The 13,028-nt window shown below is 35.0% G+C and carries 14 protein-coding genes; 9 read left to right on the forward strand and 5 right to left on the reverse strand.

Going from position 1 to position 13,028, the window contains the following annotated elements:
• Positions 1–84 precede the first annotated feature (84 nt).
• The 4 genes from ACFEL2_RS06065 to ACFEL2_RS06080 all read right to left on the reverse strand — a co-directional run bounded on the left by ACFEL2_RS06065 (position 85) and on the right by ACFEL2_RS06080 (position 4,699).
• The gene (locus ACFEL2_RS06065) at positions 85–468 is read right to left on the reverse strand and encodes a hypothetical protein (protein ID WP_375331771.1); all 384 of its coding nucleotides are present in this window, start codon (positions 466–468) and stop codon (positions 85–87) included.
• Positions 469–479: 11 nt separating this feature from the next.
• Positions 480–1,076, reverse strand: coding sequence for a signal peptidase II (gene lspA / locus ACFEL2_RS06070; RefSeq protein WP_375331772.1), 597 nt, complete (start codon positions 1,074–1,076; stop codon positions 480–482).
• A gap of 254 nt (positions 1,077–1,330) precedes the next feature.
• On the reverse strand, positions 1,331–2,245 hold the full coding sequence (locus ACFEL2_RS06075) for a HEPN domain-containing protein (protein WP_341751882.1): 915 nt from the start codon (positions 2,243–2,245) through the stop codon (positions 1,331–1,333).
• Between the two features lie 240 nt (positions 2,246–2,485).
• Positions 2,486–4,699 (reverse strand): WH2 domain-containing protein, encoded by a 2,214-nt coding sequence (locus tag ACFEL2_RS06080; RefSeq protein WP_375331773.1) that lies wholly within the window; start codon positions 4,697–4,699, stop codon positions 2,486–2,488.
• 222 nt (positions 4,700–4,921) lie between these two features.
• Between ACFEL2_RS06080 and ACFEL2_RS06085 the strand changes: the two genes are divergently transcribed.
• The 6 genes from ACFEL2_RS06085 to ACFEL2_RS06110 all read left to right on the forward strand — a co-directional run bounded on the left by ACFEL2_RS06085 (position 4,922) and on the right by ACFEL2_RS06110 (position 9,367).
• The gene (locus tag ACFEL2_RS06085; RefSeq protein ID WP_341751880.1) at positions 4,922–5,536 is read left to right on the forward strand and encodes a 50S ribosomal protein L25/general stress protein Ctc; all 615 of its coding nucleotides are present in this window, start codon (positions 4,922–4,924) and stop codon (positions 5,534–5,536) included.
• 329 nt (positions 5,537–5,865) lie between these two features.
• On the forward strand, positions 5,866–6,447 hold the full coding sequence (pth, locus tag ACFEL2_RS06090) for an aminoacyl-tRNA hydrolase (protein ID WP_375331774.1): 582 nt from the start codon (positions 5,866–5,868) through the stop codon (positions 6,445–6,447).
• Between the two features lie 2 nt (positions 6,448–6,449).
• Entirely contained in the window at positions 6,450–6,875 is a 426-nt protein-coding gene (locus tag ACFEL2_RS06095; protein WP_341751878.1) for a GNAT family N-acetyltransferase, read from the forward strand.
• A complete protein-coding gene (gene ychF / locus ACFEL2_RS06100; protein ID WP_341751877.1) occupies positions 6,872–7,969 on the forward strand; it encodes a redox-regulated ATPase YchF in 1,098 nt (365 codons plus the stop codon). The genes ACFEL2_RS06095 and ychF overlap by 4 nt, the downstream gene beginning before the upstream one ends.
• 9 nt (positions 7,970–7,978) lie before the next feature.
• Positions 7,979–8,647 (forward strand): glutathione S-transferase family protein, encoded by a 669-nt coding sequence (locus ACFEL2_RS06105; protein ID WP_375331775.1) that lies wholly within the window; start codon positions 7,979–7,981, stop codon positions 8,645–8,647.
• Positions 8,648–8,713: 66 nt separating this feature from the next.
• Positions 8,714–9,367, forward strand: a complete 654-nt coding sequence (locus ACFEL2_RS06110) for a hypothetical protein (protein ID WP_375331776.1) — start codon at positions 8,714–8,716, stop codon at positions 9,365–9,367.
• Between the two features lie 220 nt (positions 9,368–9,587).
• On the opposite strand, the gene ACFEL2_RS06115 is transcribed toward ACFEL2_RS06110, so the two are convergent.
• A complete protein-coding gene (locus tag ACFEL2_RS06115) occupies positions 9,588–10,418 on the reverse strand; it encodes a uracil-DNA glycosylase family protein (RefSeq protein ID WP_375331777.1) in 831 nt (276 codons plus the stop codon).
• Between the two features lie 26 nt (positions 10,419–10,444).
• Here ACFEL2_RS06115 and ACFEL2_RS06120 point away from each other — a divergent pair, with 26 nt between their 5' ends.
• Genes ACFEL2_RS06120 through ACFEL2_RS06130 form a run of 3 tightly spaced genes read left to right on the forward strand, consistent with a single transcriptional unit; the run spans position 10,445 to position 12,745 of the window.
• The gene (locus ACFEL2_RS06120; RefSeq protein WP_375331778.1) at positions 10,445–11,383 is read left to right on the forward strand and encodes an RluA family pseudouridine synthase; all 939 of its coding nucleotides are present in this window, start codon (positions 10,445–10,447) and stop codon (positions 11,381–11,383) included.
• Entirely contained in the window at positions 11,380–12,234 is an 855-nt protein-coding gene (gene prmC, locus ACFEL2_RS06125; RefSeq protein ID WP_375331779.1) for a peptide chain release factor N(5)-glutamine methyltransferase, read from the forward strand. The genes ACFEL2_RS06120 and prmC overlap by 4 nt, the downstream gene beginning before the upstream one ends.
• 49 nt (positions 12,235–12,283) lie before the next feature.
• Entirely contained in the window at positions 12,284–12,745 is a 462-nt protein-coding gene (locus ACFEL2_RS06130) for a DNA polymerase III subunit chi (RefSeq protein ID WP_375331780.1), read from the forward strand.
• Positions 12,746–13,028: the final 283 nt, after the last annotated feature.

Genomic DNA, 13,028 nt, shown 5'->3' on the forward strand with positions numbered 1-13,028 from the left:
CCGGCAATTGTTGATTTTAATCGAGTATATATCAAAATTTTTGTCCACTAAGTGAAAAAATTATATAATATTAAAATAATAGCATTATTTTTCCATGTCATCTATTAAAGCTTGCTCTCCATCATTGAGATTTTTTGGAGAATGAATTTTGTGGCTCTTTGTATCTTTTTCTTCGATAGAAGGCAATTCATAGTGAGGGGGAACTTCTAAGGTTTTATTGCGTTGTACCCTATACTCATCAGGACCAGGTGTCACTATACCTATTGTTTCTTTTACTTTTTTATTGCAGGCAGACAGTGTTACTAAGGTAGTAAATAACAAAAAAATTATACGCATACTCTTCTGCTTTAAAGAATTGGTTTTTGCAAATACTTGCTGGGTATTCGCGTACTCACGTACCTTATTGTACTGTTTGCGTTCGCTTATCCCTTGTTTGTTTTCCCCATCCTCCAAATCATTTGAGTACATATCAATCCTCTTTATAAATTTATATTTTTCTTAGAATCAAGCTCACGAATCCTATCCGCTTCAGTTTGCAATCGAGCGTGATTATATTCAACATCTTGTTGTTGTTCAACAATTTTCTTGGTCTTATAATAATCATGTAATAAGAATATTGCACCTAATGAAATGAAACTATCTGCTAGATTAAATACCGGAAAACCAAAATCTTTATAGTGAAAATAAATAAAATCAAATACCGCCCCATGAACAAAACGGTCGATCAAATTACTAATAGCACCACCAATAAAAAAACTATAACCAACGAAGCTTGGCATTGTTTTACATTTTAATAAGATATACCACAAATATGCTATAAGGGCAGAGTTAACAACTATAAAAAGCATATTACTATACTGGTAATAATTTCGAAGTATTCCAAAACTAATTCCATAATTCCAAATATAAACCATATCTAAAAAGCTGGTTATTTCTAGCGTTAGACCAGCTTTACCTCTTAGATAACCTATAAGATACCATTTTACTAATTGATCTATAATTACTAATTTAACAATTATACGACTACTTTGGCGAATAATTAGTAATATTTTCTTAAATATTGATGGTATACGCATATTAGAATTTAATTTTTGATTATATACTCAGGTAGAACTTCAAGAATTGGCGTCGTCATGTCTAAAGATCGAAGCTGCCTAGTTACTCATGTACGCTACGCCGCTCGACTTTGATACTCCTAGCTCTTCTTGAAGTTATACTATTGTCTACCCAACTCTTCATTTACGAGCAGTATACTCTTCTGCTCCTACGAATTGTTTTTTGAACATATCATGGATTCGCATGCTCACCATTCATTTTCAAATCCAATTCTTCAAATCCAATTCTTCAAATCATTTGAGTATACTTCTATTTTATTAATCCTTTCTAGACATATCTTTTCAGTCACTATCTTTAATTCCTCTACCCGGTTAATAAGGTAAAGTAATTGTTCTTTACTAATTGTATAATCTTGATCATACCTTGCGTCAACATAAGCATTTCGCAATAACGTAAAGCACTCTTCTTGCTCAGGAGTCTCATGTGGAAATATCTTATAGAGATCGTAATGATGACTTCTAGCCCTATCGCCAAGTCCCAGTATATCATGTGACTTTGCCTTGTAACCAGTAAAAACTAACAGGATAGCATTATAAAAGCTCTCGGTAGCTTGGTGAAGCATAAAGGCTGCATTATTCAATTGTTCTATATCTAAACACAAATGAGCAAGCAATAGAAAGTCCTTGGCTTTTTTAAACCAATATTTGTAATCTTTCTCAGCTATTGGTCTACGTTCCTTCCATGATAGTTCCTTAGCTTCAGATAGTATAAATTCACCACTATTATATAAAAGAATGCCCTCTTTCTTGATATCACTAAAGAAATACTGCCCCTTTTCCAGTTGCCTATTTACCAGTTTAATAGGTTCAAGTATCAGAGTAATTGGTGGTTTTTCATCTAATGAGAATTTTTTACCTAGCCTATTCTCTATCTTATGTTGTAGGTTTATAGCTGGATAGCCGGCATATTCTCCGTTCTTTAAAATCAACAAAAGGTCAAAATCACTTTGATACTTATAATAACTAATATCCCCTACCTTCTCTATATCCTCTACCCAATCTCCTCTAGCATAAGAGCCAAATAAGATAATCATTGCTATTTTTGATTTGCCTACATATAGGATTTCTTTAACAATATTATCTAGCTTTTCTTTAATCACTAGTGAACGACTAGGTAAGGTAGTTTTCATAAAGCTATTTTTTTTATCCTAGATCAACTAATATACCAAATATTTAAATAATCAACAACAATTTAATCACAAATTAAAAAATAATTTAAAATTACAATCAATAGTTGTTATATGTGTCATAATCAGTAACAATAACATAAGAATTCAGGATAAGAATTAGTTAATTCTTATCCCAAATTCGCGGGAGTAGTATACAAGACATGAGGTAGCCTAGATGTTATCCCAAATTCGCATAAATTACTATACTTCCCTAGAACTAGGCTCTTTTTTGATACCAACTAGTTTGGGGGATGGAGTAGGAGGAAGGGTTTTGTATCCATCTTTTGGGGTCATGGGGAGATTTCCTCCAATAGCTTTTGCTGCTGACTGTAACTTTGGTGGGAATTGTCCTTTTGTCGTATCAACGTTAGCAACAGGGTTAGACGGTAACTCAGCCAATTCTCCTCTATCAAGATTTTCCTTAATCTTCTCTAGCTGCTGGATGACTTTATCTCGTTTTTTCTCCCTATCTTCATCATCCCAAATGTCGTCATCATTAATAAGTTTAATTAGCTCCTTATCATCTTTAACACCAGCCTTGTTAATAAGAGTTTTAAGGGTATTCTCATCAACAATCTTTCCCTCAATAAGTTTCACAAGATCAGCATGTTCAGGTTCCTCATCTTCATCATCACGAAATGCCTTAGATCTATCTATTATAGCCTGTCTAAGGCTATCTGCTATTGAACCAGAAGGGCTAGTAGGTGGTGTTTTTGGTTTTTCCTCTAGTTTTCTCTCTAGTTCTTCTAGTGCTTTATTTCCCCCTAATACAGATAGTTTTTCTTCTCTAAGCTTTGCCTTCAGTACCATTTCAGTTAAGAATTTTGTTTCTCCTTCCCCTTGCTCTCTTACTGTTGCTTTGTCATGATCAGAACCTGACGGTGGAGATACTGGATGGGTTGTTGTGGGTGCTTTTTTAAGTTGTATCCCCTTCCTAATTTCATCCCATAATGCTCCCCTATCTTCTCCTTGTCCTTGCGGTGTTACTGCTGCTGCCTTCTGAGCTTGACCTGCCGTAGGTTCTGCAGGCGGTGGCGGAGGGGGCGGTGGAGGAGGTGCTGCCATAGCATTTCCTGCTGCTTGCTGAGTGGCACGTAAACCTTCTATCGGAGGAGGTGGAGGTGGTGGCGGAGGAGGTGGTACTGCCATAGCATTTCCCACTGCTTGCTGCCCCTCTTGATTCTGCGACGGTGGAGGAGATGGTGCTTTGCCTTTACCAGCTATATGTGCTTTCGGTTTAGTTTCCTCTCCATGCTGAATATTTTGTGAATCCTGCAATGATGTATGGGGAAGGGGTGAAGATGAAAGAGAGCTTGTTATAGTGTTTCCCGCTGCTTGATGAATAGTTGGGTTCGGCATCGACGTAGTACGCGTAAGTGGGGGAGGTGGTGCTGGGCGTTTAGGTGTTATCCGTTCAGGCATTGATGATGACATGGCTTGAGATTGAGCCAAATCTTGGCTTGTAGATAATGGCTGTGAAGCAGTAACTGCAGATATAAAAGTGGTTTCAAGCTCATTTCTTAAAGCTTCCACTTTGTCTGACCTGAAGTCTAGTATATCTCTACCTTTAAGTTTTTCTAGTTCTTTCCGTAACTTATTTGTTCTAGCTACTGTTGAATCTTTTATGTTTTTACCAGTGATCTCTAATCCCTCATCAACCCTTTGTAATATTTTATTATTGAGAGGTATGTTTTCTTTTAAAATTTGTTCTGGAGTTTTTACGAAAACATGCTTAATCTTTGCAGTAATTTTTTTAAGACCATCTAGCCATGTTGATGGTAATTCTTCCCGTAAGTCTGCTAAGTCTTTCTTTATAGTAAGAAGTTCTTTAATATTATCATTAGCCTTTACCAACTTAACTAGGTCTTGTTGTACGTGTAACAGTCTTATTCTTTCTTGGTGTAGTGCCTTTGCTTCATCAGCATTATAAACTTGTGGTACAATTTGGCTAAATTTTTCATGAGATATACCTAAATTTACTAAGGATTCTCTTAATCCTTTTACCTTTTCTAGTTGTTTCTCTGATAGTTCTTTGGTTATGATATCATCAAATCCTGCTTGTAACTCTGTATCTATAATTTTCTGTAAATATAAGTTTTTTTTACCTACATCTCTTAACTTATTGTCAACATTTTTGAGAGCCTTTCTGTTGTCTCTTCTCTTTTTTTCAGCAATTTCCTTATCATTTTGTATAAACAGATATTTTACTTGTGTAACAGTATGTACAAACCTTTTAAACCAAGGTAAAGAAGGGTATTCTTTCTTTAAATCTTCCACTTTCTGTTGTAGATGTCTACTATTTTCTAATTGTTTATTAGCCTCTAAAAGATTCCCTACAGAATTTATTGTATCCAGTAATTTACCTTTTTCCTGTGATAACACGCTTTCTATTTGTTGATCTTTATCTTTCGACATGTAAATACCTCCTTATTAACTCTAGTAAATAGTAGGGTAAGCAAAAAAGATATCATGCCCGCTTTTAGTTAGGCAATGATATTTTTTTAGTATTGATTACAATTTTGAAATTACCCTGTGGCATTAATGTAAGCAGCTTTAAAGCTGCTTGTCAAATTAATACTTGAATTTTTTAACATTTAGTACTATCATCTATGCTTTAAAAGCTCTTAGGAGAAAAAGATGAGTGAACTATTAGAACTTGCAGCAGAAATGCGGGCGAAATTTGGTACGGGAGTCGCAAGAGAACTACGTAGGAAAGGTATGGTTCCAGCCATAGTTTATGGAGCAGGTAAAGAAGCCTTAGCCGTTTCTATCGAAGAAAAAGAGATAACTAAGCATTATAGAAAACCCGGTTTTATCTCTACAGTTATTCAAATTAAAGTGGGTAGTAAAACGCATAAAGTGTTACCAAAGGCTGTAGAATTGCATCCTATCACTGACATAGTTAGGCATGTTGACTTTGTCCATTTAGAGGAAAAAACCCAAAGAATGGAAGTGCCGGTAGTCTATGAGGGTAAAGAAAGAGCTTTGGGAGTTAAAAGAGGTGGATTCTTCAATATAATAAAAAGAACTATAACTCTTTTATGTGATGTCAATAATATACCTAAAAATATTAATATTGATGTTACTAACATGCATATCGGTCAGTCTTTAAAAGCAAAAAGCATTAAACTTCCTGAAGGAGTCGAGCTAGCTAGTAAAAATGATTTTATTATGGCTACTATAATCGGTCGTAAGGGTAGTAAGTCAGAAGATGAAGAAGCTGCAACTGAAGAAGTGAAGCCGACAAAATAGTTGTTTTTGAAGCTATAAGGTATACTCAGGTAGAACTTCAAGAAGAGCTAGGCAGTAGCAAAGTCGAGCAGCGTAGCGTACATTAGACTTGCTGCATAAATCAAAGAAGCTTTCGGGATTTTTAGGAGAAACGAAGCCGGCTACCTTCGCGTACACAGACGTACGTGAGGAGCGGAGGCGAGTTTCGACGACAAAATCACCAACTAGATTGACTTATGCAGCAAGTCTATTAGTAACTAGGCAGCTTCGATCTTTGCTCGCGGGAACGCCAATTCTTGAAGTTCTGCCTGAGTATATAAGTGCAAATCTCTCTCTAATGATATTATAATATGCTTAAATCTGAAGACAAAGGATATATACTTGTTGTAGGTTTAGGAAATACCGGCAAAGAATATCAAAATACTCGCCATAATGTTGGCTTCATGGCTATTGATTATTTATCAGAATATTATAAAATTTCTTGGAATACAAAATCCAAATTTCAGACTGAACTGACTCAAGGGACAATAGAGGGGCATAAATTACTATTAGCAAAGCCTCTGACTTACATGAATCTGTCCGGTAAAGCAGTACAAGCAATATGTTCTTACTATAATATCAAACCACCAAATATTTTTGTTTTACATGATGATATAGATTTAGAAACTGGTAGAATAAAATATAAATTGGCTGGTGGTAGTGGTGGACATAATGGTCTAAAATCATTGGATCAGTGTATAGGAAATGATTATCACCGTATCAGAATCGGGGTAGGAAGACCAGTAGCTAATGGCGATGTATCGGATTACGTCTTATCTGCTTTTTCTAAAGAAGAGTATAAAATTATTGTTAATTCCATTGAGGTAATAATTAATAATTTCCGTTTATTGCTTTCAGGTGAAATGGAAGAGTTTAAAAGAAGCATCGTTTAAATATGAAACAACAATTAACTTGTGTCTATGCAGATGACATGGATGCACAATATTCAAAGATAATGCAGGATGGGTTAGATGAACTTGCTAAAAACAAGAAGGGTCTTGATGCTGTCCAATCATTTTCCTTCTCGTGTTTTGATAAGGATAAAAACTTTGTTGCTGGTATAAAAGGTGTACTTATTTATGGTTGTTTACACGTTGATACGTTATGGGTTTCTGAAGATTTTCGAGGTCAGAATTACGGTACTTTGCTAATGTCCAAGGCAGAAAATCTAGCACGAGAGCGTAATTGTAAATTTATGACTTTAAATACTACCGATTGGCAGGCCAGACCATTTTATGAAAAATTAGGTTTTAAATTAGAGTTTGTAAGAAGTGGCTATGATAAAGATTCGGAAGCATATTATTTAAGGAAAGATTTATGACACTAAGATGTGGTATTGTTGGTTTACCAAATGTAGGAAAATCAACTTTATTTAATGCTCTAACTTCTAGTATTGCAGCAGAAGCGGCTAATTATCCTTTCTGCACTATAGAACCAAATTCTGCTATAGTATCAGTACCGGATGATAGGCTAAATGAGTTGGCAGCTATTGCTAATTCTATTAAAATTATTCCTACTTATATAGAAGTTGTCGATATTGCCGGTTTGGTAAAAGGGGCAAGTAAAGGTGAAGGGCTTGGTAATAAGTTTTTATCTCACATACGAGAGGTTGATGCTATTTTGCACGTACTACGTTGTTTTGAAGATATAGATATTACTCATGTGCATAATAAGATTGATCCAATATATGATGCTGAGATAATAGAAACAGAATTAATTTTAGCAGATCTTGAATCGGTAGAAAAACGCTTAATAAATTCTGAGAAACGTTTGAAAACAGGCGATAAAGCTTTAAAAGAGCAAGTAGAATTATTAAAAGAGATTCAAGCAACTCTTGCAATAGGTAAACCAGTCCGTAGCATGATTGGGACTTATAGTAAAGAGGCTTTGGAACAATTACAATTATTAACTTCTAAGCCGGTTTTGTATGCTTGCAATGTACTGGAAGAAGATGCGGTTACTGGTAATAAATTTACGGAACTTGTAGCAAAAAAAGCTGAAGAAGAAGGTGCAAAACATGTTATTATTTCATCAAAAATTGAAGCGGATATTGCAATTTTAGAAAGTGACGAAGAGAAATCTGAATTCTTAAATAGTATGGGTCTTGTGGAAACGGGTCTAAGTAAAATTATCAAAGAAATGTATAATTTATTAGACCTAAGAAGCTTTTTTACTGTAGGTCCCAAAGAAACACATGGCTGGACTTTTCGTAATGGTACGCTAGCTCCTCAAGCAGCCGGTATTATTCATACTGATTTTGAGAAAGGTTTTATCCGGGCTGAAGTTATTAGCTATCAGGATTATATAAAGTTTAATGGGGAAGTAAAAGCCAAAGAAATGGGTAAAATGCGTTTAGAGGGCAAGGAGTATAAAATGCAGGATGGGGATGTGGTGCATTTTAGATTTAATGTTTAAATAAGGGATATGAGAAAATTATACCATTATCCTATTTGTCCATTATCACGTCAAGTTCGGGTGTATTTAAAAGAGCTAGATGTGCAGTTTACTATGGTTAAGGAGGATTATTGGCTTCGAGATAAGGAATTTTTGTCTTTAAATCAGGCGGGGACGACACCTGTCTTACAAGAGGCGTCCACTCTAATTATAGCAGGAATTTATCCCATCACTGAGTATTTACATGAAAAATATCCAAATTTTAATTTTATCGATGAAGATATTGATATTAAATGTGAAATTCGTAGGTTGCTCAGTTGGTTTAACGAAAAATTTTACCGTGAAGTAACAAAAATTATTATCGATGAAAAAATAGTAAGGTCCTTCTGCCAATTAGGTGGTCCTAGAACCGATTTTCTTAGGGCAGCAAAAAATAATCTATCACACCATTTAAACTATATGTCAAATTTATTTGAAAAGCGTAGCTTTATTGCATCAAATTCTTTAAGTTGTGCAGATATAGCTGCTGCCTGTCATATATCGGTTCTAGATTATTTTGGCGAAATTAGTTGGGACAAATGGCTGTCTATTCGTCATTGGTATGCAATCATCAAATCTAGACCTAGCTTCCGCTCCTTATTACATGACCAAATACCAGGTTTCACTCCGCCACCTTGTTATGCTGATTTAGATTTTTAGTGGTTGCGGTGCAGTTACTTTTATGATAGCTTCTAGGTGAATAGTATAATTAAAATAGAGGATATTATGAGTAAAAGTGACGATAATAATCCAAAAGTGGATTCTCTACCGTCTTATAAGGAAGAAGCTACGGGGGTAAGTATAACCCCGACTCATGACCAAGGCGTGGGAACAAGAAGCGGTGTTGGACCATTTGAAGATTTAAACATAGCATTAAGTGAAATTGCAAATTATTTACAAAATGCAGAAGAAAATTTGCAGAAAATTGCACAATTAAAAGGATTGGAGAAATTGCAAGGTGAACAAGCACAAAAACTTTTTCAAGATTTTAAGAATGGTTTTGACAAAGTAAGACAAGGGGTGACAGATTATACTGATACTGTGCATGCCTCTCCTATCAAAGCTTTTGCTGATGAACAGAGTAGAGAAAATTATGAAAAGAGTCCAATTGGACGCCTAGAAAAATTTGCCAAAGATCAATTAATGAAAGTTGGAAAAATATTTGAAGGTTCAGCTGATGCAGTTAGAAATAATCCAATTTTAAATGCAGTAGGGAATGTGATAAAATCTGCATGTCATGCGGTTGGTACTATAGCTAAAGGTACTTTAAACAATGCGATAGCTACTGGAGAACTTGCCAAAAGTGTTGTTAATCTAGGTGTAGCAATAAAAGATAGCATTGTAGGAAAAGGAGTGAAACAAGCAACTAGGGGCGTTTAGTTTGACATAGTACCCTACATTTTTCTATAATCGTCATAGCAAGGCTCTTTAGATGCCGTGGCGATCTAGGTAAACAGCGAAGCTGTTTTTTTAGAGTAACGCTTCGCGTATCTTGGATTGCCGCGTCGCCGCTTTCAGCGGCTTCTCGCAATGACGCTCGGAAGACCCCTTAACAGTAGTGAAATAAAAATGTAGGGTACTATGGTAGTTTGACAACACCCTATATCCGACTTGTATTGATATATTCATGGATTTTTAGTAAATCATACCAAGTGTTTTTTTTCTGCATTGGTTGTCTAAGCAGATAGGCAGGATGGAAGATAGAAGTGGTTTGAATTGGCTTGCTAAGATACTGATTGGTATATAAATAATATTCTTGTCTGATTTTACTTATACCAGCATTTTTGCCAAGTAAGCTGGTTGCTGCAACGTTTCCCACTAAAACAATTAGTTTTGGGTTTATTAAAGCGATATGCTTCTCAACGAAAGGTCGGCAAATATCTATTTCTTCTTGCGTTGGTTGGCGGTTGGCTGGTGGCCGCCAAAATACAGTGTTAGTAATATAAGCGTTATGTTCTCTTGAAATATTGATAGAGGCTAAGACATTATCGAGTAACTTACCACTTTCACCACAAAATGGTATTCCCTGTGCATCTTCGCTACTACCCGGTGCTTCCCCAATAAACATTATAGAACTTTGTGGATTGCCATCAGCAAATACGGTTTTATTAGCTAATTTCTTTAAACCACAACCATCAAAATCCATTAGTAGTTTTTTTAATTCTTCTAAATTGCGAGCTGAGTCAGCTAAAGTTCTAGACAACGAAATGATGTCATCCTGTTTTTGTACAAGTTCTAGCTTCTTACCTACGTGGAAATGACCAGGGCTGTTGGAGCTAGGTAGAGCTGGTGGAATACTAATCGGCTTAGCTTTAATATTAGAATTAATCTGTATTTTTTGCTGATTAATAGTTGATTCTGACAAATAATAATCTATACCAATTGTTTGCAACCATTTTAGTTGATTGATTTTTTTTGTTAAATGAGTCATTTTATTATTTTAAAATATTTTAGCCAATGGAAGAATATAACGTACCTAACAATCTAGATGGGTTTAGACTTGATAAGGCTTTGGTAAGCCTTATCAGTAAAACATCTAGAAGCCAAGTCCAGAAAAGTATAAATGACTTCCAAGTACAAGTTAATGGTTTGATTATTTCTGATTCTAACTTTAAGGTCAAGGAGAATGACCTTATTTCAGTATTTTTTAAAGACCCTGATCCATTAACAATGCAGGAAGCTGATATTAAACTTGATATTTTTTATGAAGATGAAGATTTAATGGTGATCAATAAAGCAGCTGGTATGACAGTCCATCCTGGTAGTGGTAACCACCAGGATACTCTAGTAAATGCCTTATTACACCATGCAAAATCTTTATCTAGCATAGGAGGGTTAGAAAGACCTGGCATAGTTCATCGTTTGGATAAAGATACATCAGGTCTTATGGTGGTAGCAAAGAATAATTTTGCCCATGTACAGCTTGCAAAACAAATAGAAAGCCGTAATCTTGTGCGCAAATATAAAGCACTCGTTTGGGGTATTATCAATCCACAAGAGGGGGTTATAAGAAATAATATCGGCAGAGACCGTATTACACGGCAAAAAATGACTATTCTAAAATTTGGTGGCAAAGAGGCGGTTACTCATTATAAAACAGAGGAAATATTTTTTGATGGTATTATAAGTATGGTAGAATGTCGACTTACTACTGGGCGAACTCATCAAATCAGAGTACAGTTGAGTCATTTAAAACATTCGGTAGTAGGAGACCAAACTTATGGCAAGAATAGCAAGAAAGTTAGCTCTAATTTTAGCATAGTACCACAAAAATTAATGGATTTCAAGAGGCAAGCATTACATTCTTGGTATATAAGTTTTTCCCACCCGGTAAGTGATAAATTATTAGAATTTGAATCACCTTTGCCACAGGATATTGTAGAAATAATTGCATGAATATAAAAGAATCCTTAATTTATGCTGCTAGCAAATTACAAACAGTAGGTATTAAATCAGCCAACTTAGAATCACGCATATTGATGCAGCATGTAACTGGTAAATCTATTGAATATTTATTAGCAAGATCAGAAGAAAGATTGACCGAGCTAGAACAAATTATTTTTAAAAATTTAGTTAATAGACGTATATTATTAGAACCAATAGCCTACATTATAGGGTATAAAGAGTTTTATGGTTACCAATTTATCATAGATAATAAAGTGCTTATTCCTCGGCAAGATACTGAGATTATTGTAGATGCAATTTTAAAAAATGTTAAATTAAAGGGTATTGAAACAAATGCCGAGCTAACAATATTGGAACTTGGCACAGGTAGTGGCTGTATTGCTTTGAGCTTGTTACTGGAAATGCCAAATAGCAATGTAACTGCAACTGATATAAGTAACGAAGCGATTGCTATAGCTAGTCAAAATGCTATAAAACATAAAGTTTATGATAGGTTTAAAATAATTAATAGTAACTGGTTTGATAATCTAGAAAAGCAAGAATTTGATATCATCGTAAGTAATCCACCATATATTTCTTTTGATGATACTGTTTATATGTCTCCTGAGACCCTGAAATATGAACCCCACTTAGCCTTATTTGCCGAAGATAATGGATTAGCTTCATATTACATAATCGCTAAAGAAGCCAAGGGATTTTTAAAACAAAATGGTAAATTATTCTTAGAGATTGGTTTTAATCAATTGGCAGCTGTTACAGAAATTTTTGTTAGTTATGGTTATACGGTTAAGCAAGTTTATAAGGATTTGGAAGGTAGAGATAGAGGGCTTCTAATAACCTGAATTTGATGTAACACTCGATAATCAAGTTTTAAATATTAAGAGAATAATCATGCAACAATTTAGTCTTTACCATACTGCTGAAGGATTACTATATAAGACAACCTGTCTTTTAGTAGAAAAATCTTATCATAGCAATTTGAGAATTGTCGTTTTAGCTCCAGATATTGAAGTCCAAGAATCACTGAATAAGATGATATGGACTTATTCTAGAAAACAGTTTATTCCACATGGTAGTAAGCTTGATCCATTACCAGAAAAACAACCAGTCTATATTACTCATCAGCTAGAGAATCCTAATCAAGCTACGATTCTAATAATCATTGCCCCATTTGATATACAAGAAATTCTTAATAACAAACACTATGTTGCACATTTTCAAAGAATAATTATAATATATGATGGTTTGGATAATTTAAGTCTAATAGTTAAAACAATAAATGAACTAACTATTGCGACACCGATGATTGACTGTTATAAACAGAGTTCAGTAGGAACATGGAGTAAGATTTAACCATTTCTATCAACTGTGCAAGATATGTCATTGCGAGCGAACGTATGTGAGCGTGGCAATCCATGAAACTTGTCATATGGATTGCTTCGTCGACCTACGGTCTCCTCGCAATGACACTGTAAGTTGTCATTCTTAGCAACGGCGGGAATCTAGATACCTGCTTTCGCAGGTATGACACAAAACGGGATTGCTTCGTTGCTACTAAGGTAACTCCTCGCAATGACAGTTTAAGTCTTACGGTCTCCTCGCAATGACGATTTTTTAACTTTCAACAGTTGTGGGG

The sequence above is a fragment of the Candidatus Tisiphia endosymbiont of Temnostethus pusillus genome, assembly GCF_964264675.1.
Lineage (GTDB): Bacteria > Pseudomonadota > Alphaproteobacteria > Rickettsiales > Rickettsiaceae > Tisiphia.